Below are 19,607 nucleotides of genomic sequence, written 5' to 3' on the forward strand. Positions count from 1 at the left end.
TACAACAAGGACGAGGACTACAACAAGGACGAGGACTACAACAAGGACGAGGACTACAACAAGGACGAGGACTACAACAAGGACAGCGAGTACAACAAGGACGAGGACTACAACAAGGACAACGGGTACGAGAAGAAGGACGAGGAGAAGGGCAAGTACGACAAGCCGCACGGCGGGATGCGCACGGGCGGCGGCGCCCTGGCCACCGTGAACGAAGAGGACTGGAGCAACGGCAAGGACTCGAAGTACGACTCCGAGTCCTACAAGGACAAGGAAGACTCGCACGGCGAGGAGTCCTGGAGCGGCAAGCACGACGAGCACGGTAAGTACGACAAGCCGCGCGGTGGCGTGCACGCCGGTGGCGGTGCGCTCGCCGAGCCAGGTGTCACCGCGGGCGGCCTGGCCGCGCTGGCGGCCCTCGGTGCCGGTGCGTACGCGCTGCGGCGCAAGAAGGCCACCGGAAACGTGGCCTGAGCCATGTCCGGCGTCATAGCGGCCGGGGCCGCCTTACGCGCGTCGCGCGTCATGGCGGCCCCGCTCGCTCCCTGAGCCCGTCGTGTCCGCTGCCGTGCCCGAGTGAGGTGGTTCCCCCGATGGCAGCCAGTCCCCCTTCCCCCCGCGAAACCGAGCCGGGCGGAACCGAACCGACGCCGACGAGGCGGAGGCTGCGCGCCGCCATGACGGCGGTCTTCTGGAGCGGGGCCGGCCTCGTGCTGGCCATGACGCTCTTCGGCGGCGGGGAAGACCCTCCCGACGACGCCCGTGTGCCGCACGCTCCCCCCGCGGTCTCCACCGCCCCCGACCGGGCCGCGAGCGAGCCGGCCGAGAGCGAGCCGGCCGCGGGCGAGTCGTCCGGCAAGTACCTGCCGCGGTCCGAGCCGACCCGGCTGCTCATCCCCGAGATCGACGTCGACGCGCCCTTCGTCGATCTCGCCATCGACAAGAATGGGCAGCTCGAGGCCCCGCCGCCGCACAACACCAACCTGGTCGGCTGGTTCGCCAAGGGCGCCACTCCGGGAGAGGCCGGTACGTCGATCATCGCCGGGCACGTGGACACGGCGACGTCCCCGGCCGTGTTCGCCCGGCTCAGCGAGCTGGAGGAGGGGGACCGGTTCCGGGTGGTGCGGGCCGACGGGAGCAAGGCGACGTTCGAGGTGCACGACACCGAGTCGTTCGACAAGGACGACTTCCCCGACGAGCGTGTGTACGCCGACACCCCCAGGGCCGAGGTCCGGCTGATCACCTGCGCGGGGGACTACGACCGTGCCGCCAAGGACTACACCGAGAACCTGGTGGTCTTCGCCCGTCTGGTCTGAGACGGACGGCGGACGACGGATGGGCGGCTGCCCGGAAGGGGAGAACGGCACCTTCCGGGCAGCGCGTTCGTCAGGCCACGGAACAGGTGGCACCGTTGAGGCTGAACGCCGTGGGGCTGGGGTTGGCGCCGGACCGCGAGGCCGTGAAGCCGAGGGTGACGGAGCCGGACGCGGGGATCGTTGCGGTGTACGAGGCGGCGGTCACGCTGACCTCGGAGCCGCTCTGCGCCGGGGTGCCGCCCCACAGGTTGGTGATCCGCTGGTCGCCGGGGAAGGTCCAGCGCAGCGTCCAGCCGTTCACCGCCGAGCCGCTGGTGTTGCGGACGGTGACCTCACCCTGGAAGCCGCCGGGCCACTCGCCCGTCACCCGGTAACCGACCTCGCAGGATCCGGTCGTTCCGCCGGAGGACGTGGTGACGGTCACCGTGGCGGAGCGCTGTGAGCGGTTGCCGGCGGCGTCCCGGGCGTAGACGGCGAAGGTGTAGGACGTGGCCGGGGCGAGGCCGGTGACGGTGGCGGAGGTGCCGGTCGCCGTGGTGACGACGGTCTCCTCGCCGCCGCTGATGCGCACGACGTCATAGCCCGTGACACCGTTCGCGTCGGTGGCGGCGCCCCAGGTGAGGGTGGCCGACGAGGAGGTCACCGCCGAGGCGGCCGGGGTGCCGGGAGCGGTCGGGGCCGTGGTGTCGCCGCCGGAGCCGGAGGAGTAGATCTCGGCCTCCTCGGCGGTGGCGGCGATGCCGTTGGCGCCGTTGAACAGACGCTGCCCCCAGGCGGTCAGCCGGTCGGGGTCGAAGTTCGTGACCATGTCCAGGTACTCGACCCCACCGCCGTTGCCGCTCCAGGACCAGCCGAGGTAGCCGAGGCCGAGCTGCTGGGTGACGGCCAGGATGGTGTCCTCGTCGGGGTTGCCGTCGGAGTGGTCGTGGCCGAACTCGCCCACCACGATGGGGAGTTTCGCGGCCACGAAGCGGCCCAGGTAGTCGCTGATCTCGGCGGCGGTGTCGAAGACGCCGTACATGTGGATGGAGAAGACGGTGTTGGCGTCCGGATCGGCGGCGAAGACCGAGGCGGCGTTGTCGCGCATGGTGAACGCCCAGTCCTGGCCCCAGTTGGGGGCGTCGACCATCAGCGTGTGGTCGAACCCGGCGGCGCGCAGCTTCTGGATGGCCGCCTTGGTGTCGGCCGTCCAGTTCGCGTAGCCGATGTTGCCGTGGGGCTCGTTGCCGATGTTGACGATGACGTAGTCCTCCTGGCCGGCCAGGGCGCTCTGCACGCTGATCCAGTAGTCGGCGGCGCGGGAGAGGGTGACCGCTCCGCTCTGCTCGCCGTAGCCGGTGGTGTCGTGCACCTCCAGGACGCAGATCAGCCGGTTCCGCTTGCACTGTGCGACGACGTTCGCCACGTCGGCCGTGTCGTTGCGGGTCCAGCGGTCGCCGCTGGAGAGGACGACGCGCACGGTGTTGGCGCCCTTGGACTTGATGTGCGCCAGCGAGCTGATCCGGTCGGTGTACCAGGTGTGCGCGTGGTTGACACCGCGCATCACGAAGTCGTTCCCGGACGCCTCCAGCAGCCGTCCGTTCTCGACGCGGAAGCCGGTGGGCGCCGCGTGGGCCGGCGTGCCGAGGGCGAGGAGCGGGAGGAGGAGCCCCAGGAGGGCGGCGACGAGGCCGGCCGCTCGTGGGGCGGTGCGGACGGGGGGTCTCATGGCGGCTCCAAGGATGCGGTGAGCGGGGTGGTGTCGGTGCGTGTCGTGCGTCAGGGGGTGGCCGTGCAGTCGACGGCCGCCGCGGGGGCGGTGGACGTCGCCGGGGCCGTGGCGATGAGGCCGAAGGAGGTGCTCGCGCCGGGGGCGAGGGCGCCGTTCCAGCCCGCGTGGGCGACCTCGGCCGTGCCGTCGGCGGCCGTGGTGAGGGTGCCGTTCCAGACCTGGGTGACGCGGGCACCGTCCGCCGGTACGACCCTCACCCTCCAGCCCGACACGGGCGCTGCGGAGGTGTTGCGCACCGTCACCTCGGCCTGGTAGCCGCCCTGCCAGCCGGCGACGGTCCGGAAGGACGCGGTGCAGACGGGATCGCCGTCGCCCGGGTCACCGCCGCCGGGGACGCCTTCCTCCAGGAGAGCCGACAGGGCGGGGAACCAGCGGGCGGCGATCTTCTCGTCGCCGGCGGCGTTGGGGTGCACGCCGTCGTAGGTGTCGGTGGCCGTGTCGAAACCCGTCCACTGGTCGACCACGGTCACGGGGGAGCGGCTGGTGCTCGTCGCCTCGGCCCACGCGGGGATCCGGGCGTTGAAGTCGGCGACGCGCTGGGCACAGGCGGCGCACCCGGTGGGGTTCATGGGGATGAGCTGGGCGACGAGAACGCGCATGTCCGGGTTGGACGCCCGCATCTGCGTCACGAGCTCGGTGTAGGCGGCGAGGATGCGGTCGGGGGAGACGCTGCTCCAGACGTCGTTCGTGCCGAAGTGCATGACAACGATGTCGGGGCGCGTCGCCGCCAGCCGCCCGGGAAGCAGGTCCCGGTCCGCCACGTGGGTGACCAGTTCGCCGCCGTGGCCCTCGTTGTCGCCGTCGTGCGCCAGGGCGCAGCCCTGTTCGCGCAGGGTGCCGACGAAGTCGATGTCCGTGTGGCCGGCGTCCAGCAACCGGTTCCACAGCACCGCTCGCCAGCACCCCGGTGAACCGGTGATCGAGTCGCCCAGCGGCATGATGCGCACCGGGGTGGCCCTCGGCGCGGCTGCCGCGCCCGGCGCGAGGGCCGCGCCGAGGGGCAGCAGGAGCAGGGCGGCCAGCAGGCCGCGAACCGTGAGCGTGCGTAAGCGCAAGAGGCGGATGCCGCGCATGGTGTTCCCTTCCCTGGATGAGGTGGGAGCGCTCCCATGGGGACATCAAGCCATCGTTGTCATTAACGCGTCAAGGGGTTGGACGAGGTCTCTGCTCCCGGGGCGGTCCCCGTCCCCCGTCGGGGCACGGCCTCGGCGTGCCGCGCCCCGACGGGGGAACCGCGCGGAGCGGTCAGCTCCCGGAGCGCCCGCGGGGCAGCGCCCTGCGCACCAGCGGCCAGGCCAGCAGCAGCACGACGACCGCGTACACGGTCACCGAGAACGGGGTGTCGACCAGGCCCGTGACGCTGCCGTCGCTGATCTGCAGGGCACGGCGGAGCTGCTGTTCGGCCGCCGGGCCGAGGATGACGCCGATGACGGCGGGCAGCACCGGCAGCCCGTAGCGCCGCATGCCGAAGCCGACCAGGCCGATGAGCAGCAGGATCACCAGGTCGATCACCTCGCCGCCGACCGCGTACGCGCCGACCGCCGCGAAGAACAGGATCCCGGCGTACAGGTAGGGCCGCGGGACGCGCAGCAGTTTCGCCCACACCGGTGCGAGCGGCAGGTTGAGGGCGAGCAGCAGCACCATGCCGACGAACAGCGAGGCGATCAGGCCCCACACCAGGTCCGGTTCGCGTTCGAAGAGCAGCGGGCCGGGCTGGATGCCGTACTGCTGGAACGCGGCCAGCATCACCGCCGCGACCGCCGTGGTCGGCAGCCCCAGGGTCAGCATGGACACCAGCGTGCCCGCCGCCGAGGCCGACGCGGCCGACTCCGGACCGGCGACCCCCTCGATGGCCCCCTTGCCCCACTCGTCCTTGTGCTTCGACAGCCGCTTCTCCGTGACGTACGACAGGAAGGTCGGGATCTCCGCGCCGCCCGCCGGGATCGCGCCGAACGGGAAGCCGATGAACGGGCCGCGCGCCCAGGACTTCCAGGTGCGCCGCACATCGGCGCGGCCCAGCCACGGCCGGCCCACCGGAATCGGCTCCGGCGGCCTGCGCCGCAGATGGGCGGCGACCCACAGCGCCTCGCCGATGGCGAACAGGCCCACCGCGACGATCACCACGTCGATGCCGTCGGCGAGCTGCAGGGAGCCGAAGGTCAGCCGCTGCTGGCCGGTCATCCGGTCCAGGCCCACCAGACCGATCGTCAGGCCGATCAGCAGCGAGGCCAGGCCCCGGATCCGGGACGAACCGAGCACCGACGTCACGGCGATGAACGCCAGCACCATGAGGGCGAAGTAGTCCGGGGCGCCGATGTCCACCGCGAGTTCGGCCACCGTCGGCGCCAGCGCGACCAGCAGCACGGTGCCGACCATGCCGCCCGCGAAGTGCCCGATGGCGGCGGCCGCCAGCGCCTGCGCGCCGCGCCCCGACTTGGCCATGGGGTTGCCCTCCATGGCCGCGACCACGGCCGCGCTCTCACCGGGCGTGTTCAGCAGGATGGAGGTGGTCGAACCGCCGAACATCGCGCCGTAGTAGATCCCCGCGAACATGATGAACGCGCCGGTCGGGTCGAGCCCGTACGTCACCGGCAGCAGCAGCGCCACCGCCATCGCCGGGCCGATGCCGGGCAGGACGCCGATCGCCGTGCCGAGCAGCACGCCCACGGCCGCCCACAGCAGGTTGAGCGGCGTGAGAGCCGTACCGAAGCCGTCCAGAAGGGAGGTGAGGGCGTTCATGTCACAGCACTCCCATCAGCGGACCACCGGGCAGCGGCACTCCGAGCAGGTTGTCGAACACGGCGTAGGTGACGAGGGAGACCACCGCCGCGATGAGCGGATCGCGGTCGAAACGGCGGCTGCCCAGCGCGAAGGCCGCGCCCCAGAAGAGCAGCGCGCCCGCGACGGGGAAGCCGAACGGGTCGATGAGGACGGCCGCGCCGAGGAACACCCCGGCCAGCAGCAGTACCGTGCGCCAGTCGGCGGGTTCGGACAGGTCGACGTCCTCGCCGGTCTCGGCCTGCCCCCGGCCGCCGCGCAGCACGTCGACCGCGAGCAGGGCGGCGACGACCAGCAGCCCCGCGCCGACGACGACCGGCACGGTCCGGGGCCCCACGGGCCCGCGCTGGGTGAGGTCGACGTCCATGGTGAGGGCGTCGGCCAGGACGAGCACGCCCAGTGCCAGCAGCAGGACGCACACGCCGAGTTCGGAGTGGTCGCGGAGCCAGGAGCGCCGTTCGGCGGCGGGCTCGGGGGACGGGTCGGTGGTCGGTGTCGTCACAGCCCCAGCTCCTTCAGCACCGAGACCACGCGCTCGTCCTCGGCGTCCAGGAACGCACCGAACTCCTCGCCGGTCAGGAAGGCGTCGTCCCAGCCGTTGCGCCGCAACGACTCCCGCCACTCGTCCGAGTCGTGCAACTCCTCCACCAGGCGCACGAGCTTGCGGCGCTCGGTGTCGGTCAGGCCGGGCGGGGCGACGATGCCGCGCCAGTTGGTGAAACTCACGTCGTAACCCGCCTCCTCGAGTGTGGGCGCGTCGAGCCCGGGGACGCGCTTCGGGCCGGTGACCGCGAGCAGACGCAGCTCACCCGCCTCGATCTGGTCGAGGTACTCGCCGACGCCGGAGACGCCGAAGGCGACCTTGTCGCCGAGGATCGAGGCGAGCAGTTCGCCGCCGCCGTCGAACGGGATGTAGTTGACCTGCTTCGGGGGGATCCCGGCGGCCCGTGCCATCAGCATCGGCGCGAGGTGGTCGGGCCCGCCGGGGGAGGAGCCGCCGCCCACCGGGAGCTTGCCGGGGTTCTCCCGCCAGGCGCCGATCAGGTCGTCGATCGTCCTGTACGGGGAGTCCTTCCCGACCACGATGACGTCCTGCTCCTCGGTGAGCCGGGCGATCGGGGTGGTGTCCGCGAGGGTCCTGGGCGCGTCGTTGGAGCGCACGGCGCCGACCACGCCGAGGCCCATCGACATGGCGAGCTTGCCGTTGCCGTGCTCGCTCACCAGCCGGCTCAGTCCCACGGTGCCGCCGGCACCGGGCAGGTTGAACACCTCGATGTTGTGGGTGAGGCCGGCCTCCTCGGCGTTCTTCGCGGCCGTGCGGGCCGTGATGTCGTAACCGCCGCCGGGCGTGTTGGGAACCATGAAGCGCAGGCCCGGGATCCGGGTGCCGGTGTCGGTGCCGCTGCCGGCCGTGAGCAGCGGCGGGCCCACGAGCACGAGCACGGCGGCTGAGAGCAGGGCGAGGGGAGTGCGCAGGCGCACGAATGCCACCACCTGTCGGTCGTCGTCCGGGAATCACGCGCAGCCCTGTGGGGGAGGGTGACGCGGGCCACATGGTGCCCGGGCGCGGCCGGGCTGTCCCGCTTGCGCAACCAACGGAGGTTGTGGTCATTGCGGTCGGCGGCCCATCGCGGGCGCCCTCGTCGGACCGCTCGTGGCGCACGTCTCTTTCCCCGGCCGCAGGTGGGCGCCATGATGGGCGGCTCCGGCACCCGCGCCGCACACCGTCGCGCCGACCGGAGGCGACGGTCACCGAACGACCGCCGGCCACCTCATCGACGCGGTGGCGGAAGGAGCAAGGCCGATGACCAGCAGGCGGGGCGAGGACCCCACGCCCACGACCGCCGACACGATCGACGTGCTCGTGGTCGACGACGACTTCAGGGTGGCCCGGGTGCACCGCGCCTACGTCGAACGCCTCGGACCGTTCCGGGTCGTCGGCGTGGCCGGCACCGGCGAGCAGGCCCTGGCCGCCGTGGACGAGTTCCGCCCCGATCTGGTCCTGCTCGACCTGTACCTGCCGGACGTCTTCGGCCTCGACGTCATCCCCCGGCTGCGCACCGCGGGGCACGACTGCGACGTGATGGTCATCAGCGCCGCCCGGGAGGCGGACGCGGTGCGCGGCGCGGTCCGGCACGGGGTCGTCGACTACCTGCTCAAGCCGTTCGAGTTCGAGGACCTGCGGGGCCGCCTGGAGCGCTACGCCGTCCAGCGGGGCCGGCTGCTCGAGACGGTCGTCCGCGGCCAGGCGGACGTGGACCGCGTCCTGGCCGGGACGGCGGCTTTCGTGTCCCCCGTGCTGCCCAAGGGCATGAGCGCGGAGACCGCCGAACTGATCGAGCGCACCCTGCGCGAGGCCGAGGGCACCCTGTCGGCCACCGAGTGCGCCCGGCTGACCGGGGTCTCCCGGGTCAGCGCCCGCCGTTATCTGGAGTACTTCCACACCGCCGGCTGTGCGGAGGTGTCGCTGAGGTACGGAGCGGCGGGACGGCCGGAGCGCCGGTACCGGTTCCTCGGACAGGGCGGCGGGCGGTCCGACGGGCTGCGCTCGGGCGGCGGGGCACGGGCGTAGACGTCGGGGCGCGCGTTCTCGACGCGGTGCGCGGGGTTGTCCCGTCCCCCCGTCCGGGCCTAGGGTCGACGGCTGGAGAAAGCGCTTTCTAAGCGTGTCCGCCGATCGTCCCGGGAGCGCCGCATGTCCTTGTCCCCCGTCCGCCGTCGCGTTGCCGTCATCGGCACCGGCGCCATCGTCAGCGGCGGCCATCTGCCCGCGCTGCGCGCCCACGCCGACCGCACCGAACTGGTGGCCGCCGTCGACGTGGACCAAGGGCGCCTCGACGCCTTCCGCGCCGCGGCGGGAGAGCACGTCGCCGGGTTCACCTCGGTGAGCGCGATGCTGGACGCCGTACGCCCGGACCTGGTGCTGATCGGGACGCCGCCGTCGCTGCACCGGGAGCAGACGGTGGCCGCGCTCAAGGCGGGTGCCTGGGTGCTGTGCGAGAAGCCGCTGTGTCTGTCGCTCGCCGAGTACGACGAGATCGCGGCCGCCGAGGAGGCGTCGGGGGCGTACGCGTCCGTGGTCTTCCAGCACCGCTACGGCTCCGGCGCCGTGCACGCCCGCGAGCTGATCGCGAGCGGCGAGCTGGGCGCCCCGCTGGTCGCGCACTGCCAGACCACCTGGCACCGGGACGCCGCCTACTACGCCGCGCCCTGGCGCGGACGGTGGGCCACCGAGGGCGGCGGGCCGACGATGGGGCACGGCATCCACCAGTACGACCTGCTGCTGCACCTGCTCGGCGAGTGGGACGAGGTGCGGGCGATGGCGGCACGCCTGGTCCACGACACCGAGAGCGAGGACGTCTCCACCGCCCTGGTGCGCTTCTGCAACGGCGCGCTGGCGACGGTCGTCAACAGCGTGCTCTCGCCGGACGAGGTGAGCCGCATCCGCGTCGACTGCGCCGACGCGACGGTCGAGCTCACCCACCTCTACGGACACGGCAACGACGACTGGTCCTACACCCCGGCCCGGCACGTCCCCGCCGAGCGCGCCGCCGCCTGGCGCACCCCGGCGCACGACGTCCCCAGCTCGCACACGGCCCAGCTGGGCACTCTCCTCGACGCCTACGACGCCGGTGCGAGACCCCCGGGCAGCGGGCAACAGGCCCGCGGCACCCTGGAGTTCGCCGCCGCCCTGTACAAGGCGGCGTTCACCGGCCGGCCGGTGCGGGCCGGTGAGATCGTCCCCGGCGACCCCTTTTACGAGGCCATGCACGGCGGCCACCCCGACTGGGCCCCCGAGGAGCGGGCGGAGGAGCAGGCGTGAGCATCCGCGTCACCCACACCCACGGCGAGGCGGTCACGGTCACGGCCGCGAGCGGCACGGAGATCCTGCGCTACGTCTACCGCCCCGACCCCGAACCGTTCGAGTCCCGCAAGCCGTACGCCCATCCGGTGCGCACCCTGGCCGGCCGCACGGTGACCGGGTACCGCCCGAACGACCACCGCTGGCACAAGGGACTGCAGATGACGGCCAGTCACCTGTCCGGGCAGAACTTCTGGGGCGGCAACTCCTACGTGCACGGACGGGGTTACCTTCCGCTGCCCGAACGCGTCGGTTCGATGCGGCACGACGGCTTCTCCGCGTTCCGGGCCGGGGACGACCGCTTCGACTGCACCGAGGACCTGACCTGGGTGGAGAACGGCGGCGCCGAATGGGCCCGGGAGGAGCGGGGCCTGAGCGTCCACTCGGTCGACGAGGAGGCCGGCGCCTGGGTGCTGGACTGGTCGATCCGGCTCACCAACCTCCGTGACGCACCGCTGGAGTTCGGTTCCCCGACCACCGCCGGCCGGGAGATGGCCGGCTACACCGGGCTCCAGTGGCGCGGTCCGCGCGACTTCACCGGCGGCACGGTCCTCGCCCCGGACTCCGACGCGGACGCCGCGCACCTCATGGGCACGCAGAGCCCGTGGCTCGCCTTCACCGCCGAGCACGACGAGTACGACGGCCACTCCACGCTCGTCTTCGCGCACGCGCCGGAGAACCTCGACGAGCGCAGCGCCATCCACGCGTCGCACTGGTTCGTCCGCGCGGAGCCGATCCCGACGGTCGCGTTCTCCTGGGCGTTCTTCGAGGAGTTCGCGCTGCCGCCGGGCGAGTCCTTCGCCTACCGCTACCGGATCATCGTGGCGGACGGCGCCTGGGACCGGGACCGGGTGGGCGCGTATCTGGAGGGCGTGCCGTGGTGAGCGGGCCCGCGTTCGACGCCCCGCTGCCCGGCGCGGTCGGGCTGTCGCACCTGAGCCCCTACGACTGGGAGGCCGCCGACGGACTGTGCGGCGGCAGCCCGCACCTCCATCTGGTGTGCACGGAGGCGTACGTCGTCACCGGCGGCCGCGGCGCCGTGCAGACGCTGAGCCCCGACGGCTACCGGGACATCCCGCTGCGGCCGGGCACGGTCGCCTGGTTCACGCCCGGCACGGTGCACCGGATGGTGCAGGGCGACGGTCTGCGGATCACCGTGCTGATGCAGAACAGCGGCCTGCCCGAGGCCGGGGACGCCGTCTTCACCTTCCCGCCCGAGGTGCTGGCCGACCCGGACCGCTACGCCGCCGCCGCGAGGCTCCCGCCCGGCACCGGACCGGAGACGGCGGCGGCCGCGCGGCGCCGCCGGGACCTCGCCGTCGAGGGCTGCCTCGGCCTGCGCGAGGCGCTCGTCGCCGGGGACACCGGCCCGTACCGGGAGTTCCAGCGCGCCGCCGCGCGGCTGGTGCGCGACCGGGTGCCGGTGTGGCGGGAGCTGTGGCGGGCCGGCGCGCTGGCCGCGGCCGAGCGCACGGGCGCCCAGCTGGACGCGCTGGCCGACGGCGATCCCGCCCACCTCGGCGGGGCGACGGCGTACCGGGCGGAACCCAGCCGCCTCGGCGGTTTCGGCATGTGCGGATGGCGGGACGAGTACGCGCTGCCGGGAGTCACGGTGCCGTACGGCGGAGAGTGACGCCCGGCCGCCGTGCGGGATTCGGCGCCCGCCCGTCGCAGCCGCCCGTGACGGCCGCGGGGCACGGGTGCGGGGCACGACCGCCCGCCACGGTCGTGGCCGTCCCCGTCACGGCCGCCGGTCGAGGTGCCGCGTCAGGAGGCCCGGTGGAAGCCGGTGGTGACGGCCTCCGGTCACCGCCGCCGGGTCCACAGCGCCCGGCCGGACCCGTACGAGGCCGGAAGGCGGGCCGCCGCCACGGCGAGGGCGGTGGCGGCGCTGGCGATGCCCAGGACCGCACCGGCGGCCACATCACCGGGGTAGTGCACGCCCGTGTGGATGCGGGAGTAGCCGACCGCGCCCGCCAGTGCCCCGAGCGGTACCGACGCGGCGGGCAGCACCGTCCCGACGGCGGTGGCGAACGCGACCGCCGAGGCGGTGTGCCCCGACGGGAAGGACGCCGACGTCGGCATCGGCACGTGCCGGTCCACGGTCACCCGGGCCGCCTCCCGGTCCGGCCGGGCCCGGCGGACCAGGCGCTTGCCCAGCAGGTTGGCCGACGCCGAGGCCACGGCGACGGCCCCGACACCGGCGAGCGCCGCCCGGCGCGGCCGCGGTCCGCCCAGGGCGAGGGCCCCGGCGATGGCGAACGAGATCTTGGAGTGGTCGGCCGCGTGGGAGAGCCGGCGCAGTGCCCGGTCGAGGGTCGGCGTGGGCGTGGCGGCCACCGCCGCGTACAGGGCGCCGTCCATGGCTCTGAGGTCGCTGAGCACGGCCGAGGCGACTCTGCGCAGTCCGTCGGCGGGCGGTACGGGCGCCGTGAGCGGACGGGTGACGTCCTGGTCGGTGCTGGTCGGCTCGCTCATCTCGTCTCTCCCGCGGTGGCATCGTGGGCAGGGCCCGGACAGGGGCCCGCGCCTGGCGTTCCCGCGCCGTGGGGCGGGAAACACCAGGTGCCCACGGTACGCACGCTCCACGCGAGGGCGCCGCCCGCCCCGCACCCGCCGTCCCTCTCGTGGATCGGACGGCCCGGAAGGTGCGCGGGCGCAGGGAGTTGCCGGCAACGCGGTGACGTCGTGGGCGAAGGTCCGGAACGGGCGGGACCGGACGGTGCCGAGACCGCGGGTCGCCCCGGACGAGGTTCGAATCGCCGGTCCCGGTCGCCGTGCCGGTGCCCGGGGGCCGGTCCCGGTCGCTCCGGGGCGAGCGCCGCTGCGTCCTTCGACCCGGCGCCGCTCCCGGCGACCGCGACGCACCGGGCCACCGCCTCCTTGGGCCCGGTCACCGGTGGCGTGGTGACGAGGGCGCACACGGGGAGGGGTATCCCCCCCGCCTTCCGTGCATACCCCCGGCCCGTATGGGGCGCAGGTGTCCTGACGGCTTGACTTAATACCCCTAGGGGGTATGGTGAGCTGCATGGAACCGGCCCATGTGAGCCGGAGGCCCTGTTCCCCGAGGAGAGACGGTCATGAACACCGGACTGAAGATCACCGCGTTCGCCGCCGCCCTGGCCGCCACCTTCGGCACGGCCTACGGCGTCGGCCAGGGCCTCGACCCGGTCGTCGCGGACCGTGCGCCCGCGCACGACGAGCGGCACACCCCGCCGTCGCCGGCGGCCGAGGAGGCCGGCGGCCACGCCGGGCACGAGACCGTCCCCGCCGGCGGGCTCCAGATCTCCGAGAACGGCTACACCCTCGATCTGAAGACCCCGCACGTCACCGCCGGAGACCGCACCGACCTGCGCTTCACCGTCCGGGACGACAAGGGCCGGCCCGTCACCGAGTACCGCCGCGAGCACGACAAGGAACTCCACCTCATCGTGGCCTCACGCGATCTGCTCACCTACCGCCACCTGCACCCGACCCGCGCCACCGACGGCACCTGGACCGCCCCCGTCGAACTGCCCCGGGCCGGCGGCTACCGGGTCTTCGCCGACTTCACCCCGGCGAAGAAGGGCGCGCGGAACCTCACCCTCGGCGCGGACCTCGCCGCCTCCGGCCCCTACCGGCCGCAGGACCTGCCGAAGCCCGCCGGCACCGCCCGCGTCGACGGCTACGAGGTGAAGCTGACCGGATCACTGCGCCCGGGCACGGCGAGCGAACTGCGCCTGACCGTCTCCCGCGACGGCAAGCCGGTCACCGACCTCCAGCCCTACCTCGGCGCCTACGGCCACCTGGTCGCCCTGCGCTCCGGAGACCTCGCCTACCTGCACGTCCACCCGGGCGGCGAACCCGGCGACGGCTCCACCGAGCCCGGCCCGGACGTCTCCTTCACGGCCACGGCACCGAGCAGCGGCAGTTACCGGCTGTTCCTGGACTTCAAGCACGACGGTGTCGTCCGCACCGCGGCGTTCACCGTCCGGGCCGGGGCGGCCACGGACACCCCGGCGCCGGAGACCGGCACGCCGGAGCACTCCGACGACGGCCACGGCCACTGAGCCTCAGCCCAGGGCCCGGTCCAGATTGAAGGCGGCGCTGATCAGCGCGAGGTGCGTGAACGCCTGCGGGAAGTTGCCCTGTTGCTCCCCGCGGTGGCTGATCTCCTCGGCGTACAGGCCGAGGTGGTTGGCGTAGGTGAGCATCTTCTCGAAGGCCAGGCGCGCCTCGTCGAGCCGCCCGGCCCGGGTCAGCGCCTCGACGTACCAGAACGAGCAGATGGAGAACGTGCCCTCGCCGCCGAGCACTCCGTCGGGGCTCACCCGGGGGTCGTAGCGGTAGACCAGCGAGTCCGACACCAGGTCCTCGGTGAGGGAGTCGAGCGTGGACAGCCACTTCGGGTCGGTGGGCGCGATGAACTTCGACAGCGGCATCATCAGCACCGCCGCGTCCAGGACGTCCCCGTCCTCGTGCTGCACGAACGCCCCGCGCTTCTCGGACCAGCCGCGGCTCATGATCCGCCGGTAGACGGTGTCGCGGCTCGCCAGCCAGCGGGGGAGGTCGGCGGGCAGACCGCGCCGGTTGGCCATGCGGACGGCCCGCTCGAGCGCCACCCAGCACATCAGCCGCGAGTACAGGAAGTTCCTGCGCCCGCCGCGGGTCTCCCAGATGCCCTCGTCGGGCTGGTCCCAGTGCGCGCAGACCCAGTCCACCAGCGCGCACACGTGGTCCCACTGTTCGCTGGAGACGGGCTCGGCCCACTTGTCGTACAGGTAGATGGAGTCGATCAGCGCCCCGTAGATGTCGAGTTGCAGCTGGTCGGCCGCGGCGTTGCCGACCCGTACCGGCGCCGAGCCCTGATGGCCCTCCAGATGACCGAGTTCACGCTCGGGCAGGTCGGTGCGGCCGTCGATGCCGTACATGATCTGCAGCGGGCCGGACGGGCCGCCGTCACCGGGGCTGATGTGCCGGGAGACGAACCCCATGAACGCCTCGGCCTCCTCGGTGAAGCCCAGCCGCAGCAGCGCGTACACGCAGAACGCCGCGTCGCGCACCCACACGTACCGGTAGTCCCAGTTGCGCTCCCCGCCGAGCTCCTCGGGCAGGCTGGTCGTCGGCGCCGCCACGATCGCCCCGGTCGGCGCGTAGGTGAGCAGCTTCAGGGTGAGGGCGGAGCGGTGCACCATCTCCCGCCAGCGGCCCCGGTAGCGCGAGGAGGACAGCCAGCGCCTCCAGTACCGCACCGTCGCGCCGAACTGCTCCTCCGCCTCCTCGCGCGCGCACCGGCTGGGAGCCACGTCACCGCCGACCCGGTCCAGCGCGAACACCGCCGTCTCCCCCTCGGCCAGCTTGAAGCAGGCCCGCACGTCCGGGCCGTCGCCCTCCAAGGGGACGGTCGCGGTGAGGGCCAGGGCCAGTTCCTCGGAGCCGAAGACCGCCATGTCACCGGTCACCCGCACGGTGTGCGGCCGGGTGCCGTAGTGGAACCGCGGCGCCACCCGCGTCCGGAACAGGACGGAGCCGCGCACGCACAGCACCCGCCGGATCAGCCGGTGCCGGCCCTCCGCGGCCTTCTCCCCGACGACGGGCATGAAGTCCTGTACCTCGCCGACGCCGTCCTCGGTGAAGAACCGGGTGATCAGGACGTTGGTGTCGGGGAAGTAGAACTGCTTGGTGCGCGCCGGTCCGACCGCCGCCAGCTCGAAGCAGCCGCCGCGCTCGGCGTCGAGGATCGCCGCGAAGACGCTCGGCGCGTCGAAGGCCGGGCAGCAGTACCAGTCGATGGTGCCGTCGGTCCCCACCAGGGCCACGCTGCGCAGATCGCCGATCAGCCCGTGGTCGGCGATCGGCACGTACCGTCGCTCCCCGGACGTGCCCCGCTCCCTGGCCGTACCGTCCATCGCAGCCTCCTCGGCCCGGCACGCGTCACCCCACCTGCCAGCTTAGGCACCTCCTGCTTTGCCCTGCCGGTCGCGGGAGGCGGCCCGGCGGATCAGACCACGACGACCCGCATCCCCGCCTCCTCGAACCGGCGCACCGTCTCGGGACCCGCCGCCGAGTCCGTCACCAGCGTGCCCACCGACTCGGCCGCGCAGATCCGGGCGAACGCCCGCCGGCCCAGTTTGCTGGAGTCGGCGGCCACGACCACCCGCTCGGCCCGCTCGCACAGCAGCCGGTTGACCGCGGCCTCCGCCTCGTCATGGGCCGCGGCACCGTGCGCGACGTCGAAGGCGACGACGCCGAGCACCGCCACATCGAGGGTGATCTGGTCCAGCACCCCGCCCGCGAGCGGCCCGATGAGCTCGTACGACTGGGCCCGCGCCACCCCGCCGGTCACCACGATCTTGAACTGCGGTCGCACCGCGAGCTCGTTGGCGATGTTGAGCGCGTTCGTCACCACGGTCAGCGCGGGCGAACCGGAGCCGAGATCACCGCGCACGGCCAGCGCCCGCGCCACCTCCGTGGTGGTCGTACCACCGGTCAGCCCGACCGCCTCGCCCGGCGCGACGAGATCCGCCACCGCCTTCGCGATGCGCTGCTTCTCCGGGGCGCGACGCGCGGTCTTGTAGCGCAGCGGCAGCTCGTAGGACACCCCGTGCACGACCGCGCCGCCCCGGGTGCGCACCAGCATCTGCTGTTCGGCGAGCTGGTCGAAGTCGCGCCGGATCGTCGCCGCCGACACCGACAGCTCGGCGGCCACCTCCTCGACGTCCAGCCGGCCGCGCTCGACGAGCAGCTCCAGCAGCGCCTTCCAGCGGGCGTCCCGCGACATCCGCCCTCCCGTTCCCGGCCGTTCCTCGTCCTTGGGCGACCCTAACGCACCCACTCTTCAGCTGAATGCTTGATTCTGCGCGAAACATCGCTCTATCTTGCAATAACAATCATCGAGCGAGTCGGGGTGCGACATGACCCATGTCGAGGACGAACTGAACAGCCAGCCCGAGTGCTGGAGCCGCGCCGCGGAGCAGGCCGCCGAGCACGCCCCGGTGCTGCCCGCGCCCGGCGAGCGGGTCGCGGTCGTCGGCTGCGGCACCTCGTACTTCATGGCCCAGGCGGTCGCGGCCCTGCGCGAGGCGGCGGGCCAGGGCGAGACCGACGCCTTCGCCGCCTCGGAGTTCCCGTACGGGCGCGCCTACGACCGGGTCGTCGCCCTGACCCGCTCCGGCACCACCACCGAGGTCCTGGACCTGCTCGGGAGGCTGAAGGGCGGCACCCGCACCACCGCGGTCACCGCCGACCCGGCCACCCCCGTGATGTCACTGGCCGACGAGCCGGTCGTGCTCGACTACGCGGACGAACGCTCCGTCGTCCAGACCCGGTTCGCGACCACCGCCCTCACCCTGCTCCGCGCCCACCTGGGCCTGCACACCGAAGCGGTCGTCGAGGACGCCCGGACGGCCCTCGGCACACCCCTGCCCGAAGGGCTCGTGGACCGCACCCAGTTCACCTTCCTCGGCCGCGGATGGACCGTCGGCCTGGCCAACGAGGCCGGGCTGAAGATGCGCGAGGCCGCCCTGGCGTGGACGGAGGCATACCCGGCGATGGAGTACCGGCACGGCCCCATCAGCATCACCACACGGACCACGGTCACCTGGATGTTCGGGACGGCCCCCGAGGGCCTGGCCGAACAGGTCCGGGACACCGGCGCACTGTGGATCGAGGGCACCCTCGACCCGCTCGCCGAACTCGTCCGGGCCCAGCGCCTCGCGGTCGCCGTCGCCGCGGCCCGCGGCCTCGACCCCGACCGCCCCCGCCACCTCACCCGCTCGGTCGTCCTCGCGCCCTGACACCGTCGGAAAGGACGGGCCGTGCCCCTCACCACCACCGGCGAACTCGTCACCCGCGCCACCGCGAACCGCTCGGCGATCGCCTCGTTCAACGTCATCACCCTCGAACACGTCGAGGCCGTCATCGCCGGCGCGGAATCGGTGCACGCCCCCGTCGTGCTCCAGGTCAGCGAGAACGCCGTCAAGTTCCGCCACGGCCGCCTGCTGCCGCTCGCCCGCGCCGCCGTCGCCGCCGCCGAACGCGCCGCCGTCCCCGTCGCCCTGCACCTCGACCACGTCCAGAGCGACGCCCTGCTGCGCCAGGCGCCGGACGCCGGCTTCGGCTCCGTGATGTACGACGCGGCCCGGCTGCCCTACACCGAGAACCTCGCCGCGACCCGGGCCGCCGCCGACTGGGCCCACGCCCACGGCCTCTGGATCGAGGCGGAGCTGGGGCAGATCGGCGGCAAGGACGGAAACCCCCCGCTGGACGCCCACGCCCCCGGCGCCCGCACCGACCCCGGCCAGGCCCGCGCCTTCGTCGCCGACTCCGGCGTGGACGCGCTGGCCGTCGCCGTCGGCACCACCCACGCCATGACCACTCGCACGGCCACCCTCGACCACGCCCTCCTCAAACGCCTGAGCGCCGCCCTCGACGTCCCCCTCGTCCTCCACGGCTCCTCGGGCCTGCCCGACGGGGAACTCACCGCGGCGGTCACGGGCGGCATCACCAAGGTCAACGTCGGCACGGCCCTGAACATCGCCATGACCGGCGCGATCAGGGAATTCCTCGCCGCCCACCCCGAGGCGGTCGACCCCCGCGGCTACCTGACGGTGGGCCGGGAGGCGATGACCCGGACGGTGGCGAAGATCATCGAGACACTCGGCCCGGTCCCCGCGACGCCCTGAGCGGCTCTAGCGCTTCACTGCCCTCAGGACGACGAACTTCGGATCGGACGCCACCACTTCGCTGTTCCCGAACAGCCGCCGCAGCTTCACGTGGTACCCCAGGTGCCGGTTGCCGACCACCCACAGCTCGCCGCCCCGGCGCAGGGTGCGCCGGGCGCCGGTGAACATGCGCCAGGCCGTGGTGTCGGTGGTCGCCTGGTGGGAGTGGAAGGGCGGGTTGTTGAGCACGAGGTCGACGCTGCCGGCCGGTACGCCCGTCAGCCCGTCGCCGACCCGGAACTCGGCGTGTCCGGGGACGTCGTTCGCCCGGTACGTGGCCTGAGCGGACGCCACCGCCTGGAAGGACTCGTCCACGAACAGCACCTCGGCCCGCGGATCGGCCAGCGCCGCCGCCGTACCGACGACGCCGTTGCCGCAGCCCAGGTCCACCACCCGGTCGCCGCTCCGGCCGGCCGGCAGGTGCCGCAGGAAGAACCGGGTGCCGATGTCGAGGCGGTCGGCGCAGAAGACGCCCGCGTGGTTGACGACGGTCCGGCCGGAGACCGGGCCGATGCCGTCGGGCAGGGTGTAGCGGTGCGGCCACGGATTGGCGGGACGCTCCAGCGCGGGATCCGGCGTGCAGAAGATGAGCCGGGCCTTCCGCTCGGCGAGCGAGGTGCGGGTCGGGCCGAGGATCCGCTCGAAGAGGTTCAGCGTCGAGGTGTGGATCTCCTTCACCATGCCGGTACCGACGACGACCGTGCCCTCGTGCACCGCGGGCGCCAGCCGCAGCAGCTGGTCCTCCAGCAGCGCCAGGCTCTTCGGCACGCGGACGAGCAGCACGTCGATCCGGCCCGGCGGGGGATCCTGCGTGGTGAGCAGCCGGACCGTGCCCGGCCCGACGCCGTTGCGGGCCAGGTTCGCGCGGGTCGCCTCCTGCCCGAGCCACGAGTCGGTGATCTGCGTCGGCCGGTGCGCCGCGAGCGCCGTGACCAGCGCGCCCCAGCGGTCACCGACGACCACGACCGTGCCGGACAGCGGGACCTGCCGCTCGGCGAGATGCCTCAGGAGATACGCGTCGGAGGCGTCCCAGGCACGCAGCCGGTCACGCGGGTCCTCGGGGAAGCGGGCCAGCACCGGCTCGCCCCACGGAGTCGTCATACGGTCGTTCATCGTGCGACCAGGCTAGCCGAGCCGCAGCTCAGGACGTGTCGGGCAGGATGGAGGCATGGACGCCG

Annotated in this window: 17 protein-coding genes and 1 pseudogene; 9 read left to right on the forward strand and 9 right to left on the reverse strand. The window is 73.2% G+C overall.

Features of this window, described 5'->3' with window-relative positions; genetic code table 11:
- Together RIM90_RS22125 and RIM90_RS22130 are read left to right on the forward strand one after the other, a co-directional pair.
- A pseudogene (locus RIM90_RS22125) lies at positions 1-474 on the forward strand (DNA primase); the annotation flags it as partial.
- Between the two features lie 203 nt (positions 475-677).
- Positions 678-1,316, forward strand: a complete 639-nt coding sequence (locus tag RIM90_RS22130) for a class F sortase (protein WP_309062489.1) — start codon at positions 678-680, stop codon at positions 1,314-1,316.
- A gap of 70 nt (positions 1,317-1,386) precedes the next feature.
- Here RIM90_RS22130 and RIM90_RS22135 read toward each other — a convergent pair whose 3' ends face one another.
- The 5 genes from RIM90_RS22135 to RIM90_RS22155 all read right to left on the reverse strand — a co-directional run bounded on the left by RIM90_RS22135 (position 1,387) and on the right by RIM90_RS22155 (position 7,347).
- Entirely contained in the window at positions 1,387-3,024 is a 1,638-nt protein-coding gene (locus RIM90_RS22135) for a cellulase family glycosylhydrolase (RefSeq protein ID WP_309062490.1), read from the reverse strand.
- Between the two features lie 50 nt (positions 3,025-3,074).
- Positions 3,075-4,160 carry a GDSL-type esterase/lipase family protein gene (locus RIM90_RS22140; RefSeq protein WP_309062491.1) on the reverse strand — a complete coding sequence of 362 codons (1,086 nt, stop codon included), beginning with the start codon at positions 4,158-4,160 and terminating at the stop codon, positions 3,075-3,077.
- A gap of 172 nt (positions 4,161-4,332) precedes the next feature.
- On the reverse strand, positions 4,333-5,826 hold the full coding sequence (locus RIM90_RS22145) for a tripartite tricarboxylate transporter permease (protein ID WP_309062492.1): 1,494 nt from the start codon (positions 5,824-5,826) through the stop codon (positions 4,333-4,335).
- A 1-nt stretch (position 5,827) separates the two neighbouring features.
- On the reverse strand, positions 5,828-6,367 hold the full coding sequence (locus RIM90_RS22150; protein WP_309062493.1) for a tripartite tricarboxylate transporter TctB family protein: 540 nt from the start codon (positions 6,365-6,367) through the stop codon (positions 5,828-5,830).
- Positions 6,364-7,347, reverse strand: coding sequence for a tripartite tricarboxylate transporter substrate binding protein (locus RIM90_RS22155; RefSeq protein ID WP_309062504.1), 984 nt, complete (start codon positions 7,345-7,347; stop codon positions 6,364-6,366). Before RIM90_RS22155 ends, RIM90_RS22150 begins: the two co-directional genes overlap by 4 nt.
- Before the next feature lie 322 nt (positions 7,348-7,669).
- Between RIM90_RS22155 and RIM90_RS22160 the strand changes: the two genes are divergently transcribed.
- The 4 genes from RIM90_RS22160 (at position 7,670) to RIM90_RS22175 (ending at position 11,360) form a co-directional block, all read left to right on the forward strand.
- Positions 7,670-8,437, forward strand: a complete 768-nt coding sequence (locus tag RIM90_RS22160; protein WP_309062494.1) for a response regulator — start codon at positions 7,670-7,672, stop codon at positions 8,435-8,437.
- 123 nt (positions 8,438-8,560) lie between these two features.
- A complete protein-coding gene (locus RIM90_RS22165; RefSeq protein WP_309062495.1) occupies positions 8,561-9,688 on the forward strand; it encodes a Gfo/Idh/MocA family oxidoreductase in 1,128 nt (375 codons plus the stop codon).
- A complete protein-coding gene (locus RIM90_RS22170; protein WP_309062496.1) occupies positions 9,685-10,611 on the forward strand; it encodes a PmoA family protein in 927 nt (308 codons plus the stop codon). Before RIM90_RS22165 ends, RIM90_RS22170 begins: the two co-directional genes overlap by 4 nt.
- Positions 10,605-11,360: a cupin gene (locus RIM90_RS22175; RefSeq protein WP_309062497.1), complete on the forward strand. Its 756-nt coding sequence runs from the start codon at positions 10,605-10,607 to the stop codon at positions 11,358-11,360. Before RIM90_RS22170 ends, RIM90_RS22175 begins: the two co-directional genes overlap by 7 nt.
- A 173-nt stretch (positions 11,361-11,533) precedes the next feature.
- On the opposite strand, the gene RIM90_RS22180 is transcribed toward RIM90_RS22175, so the two are convergent.
- A complete protein-coding gene (locus RIM90_RS22180) occupies positions 11,534-12,205 on the reverse strand; it encodes a phosphatase PAP2 family protein (RefSeq protein ID WP_309062498.1) in 672 nt (223 codons plus the stop codon).
- 602 nt (positions 12,206-12,807) lie between these two features.
- Here RIM90_RS22180 and RIM90_RS22185 point away from each other — a divergent pair.
- On the forward strand, positions 12,808-13,776 hold the full coding sequence (locus RIM90_RS22185) for a hypothetical protein (protein WP_309062499.1): 969 nt from the start codon (positions 12,808-12,810) through the stop codon (positions 13,774-13,776).
- A gap of 3 nt (positions 13,777-13,779) precedes the next feature.
- On the opposite strand, the gene RIM90_RS22190 is transcribed toward RIM90_RS22185, so the two are convergent.
- The gene (locus tag RIM90_RS22190; protein WP_309062500.1) at positions 13,780-15,615 is read right to left on the reverse strand and encodes a glycoside hydrolase family 15 protein; all 1,836 of its coding nucleotides are present in this window, start codon (positions 15,613-15,615) and stop codon (positions 13,780-13,782) included.
- Positions 15,616-15,707: 92 nt separating this feature from the next.
- On the reverse strand, positions 15,708-16,487 hold the full coding sequence (locus RIM90_RS22195; RefSeq protein ID WP_309062501.1) for a DeoR/GlpR family DNA-binding transcription regulator: 780 nt from the start codon (positions 16,485-16,487) through the stop codon (positions 15,708-15,710).
- A gap of 133 nt (positions 16,488-16,620) precedes the next feature.
- Between RIM90_RS22195 and RIM90_RS22200 the strand changes: the two genes are divergently transcribed.
- Both RIM90_RS22200 and RIM90_RS22205 read left to right on the forward strand, forming a co-directional pair.
- Positions 16,621-17,502 (forward strand): sugar isomerase, encoded by an 882-nt coding sequence (locus RIM90_RS22200; protein WP_309062502.1) that lies wholly within the window; start codon positions 16,621-16,623, stop codon positions 17,500-17,502.
- 21 nt (positions 17,503-17,523) lie between these two features.
- Complete coding sequence (locus RIM90_RS22205) at positions 17,524-18,390, forward strand: class II fructose-bisphosphate aldolase (protein ID WP_309062503.1); 867 nt, start codon at positions 17,524-17,526, stop codon at positions 18,388-18,390.
- 6 nt (positions 18,391-18,396) lie between these two features.
- Here RIM90_RS22205 and RIM90_RS22210 read toward each other — a convergent pair whose 3' ends face one another.
- On the reverse strand, positions 18,397-19,530 hold the full coding sequence (locus tag RIM90_RS22210) for a methyltransferase (RefSeq protein WP_309062505.1): 1,134 nt from the start codon (positions 19,528-19,530) through the stop codon (positions 18,397-18,399).
- Between the last annotated feature and the right edge of the window lie 77 nt (positions 19,531-19,607).

Origin of the sequence: Streptomyces sp. (assembly GCF_031181555.1) — a bacterium.
GTDB lineage: Bacteria > Actinomycetota > Actinomycetes > Streptomycetales > Streptomycetaceae > Streptomyces > Streptomyces fimbriatus.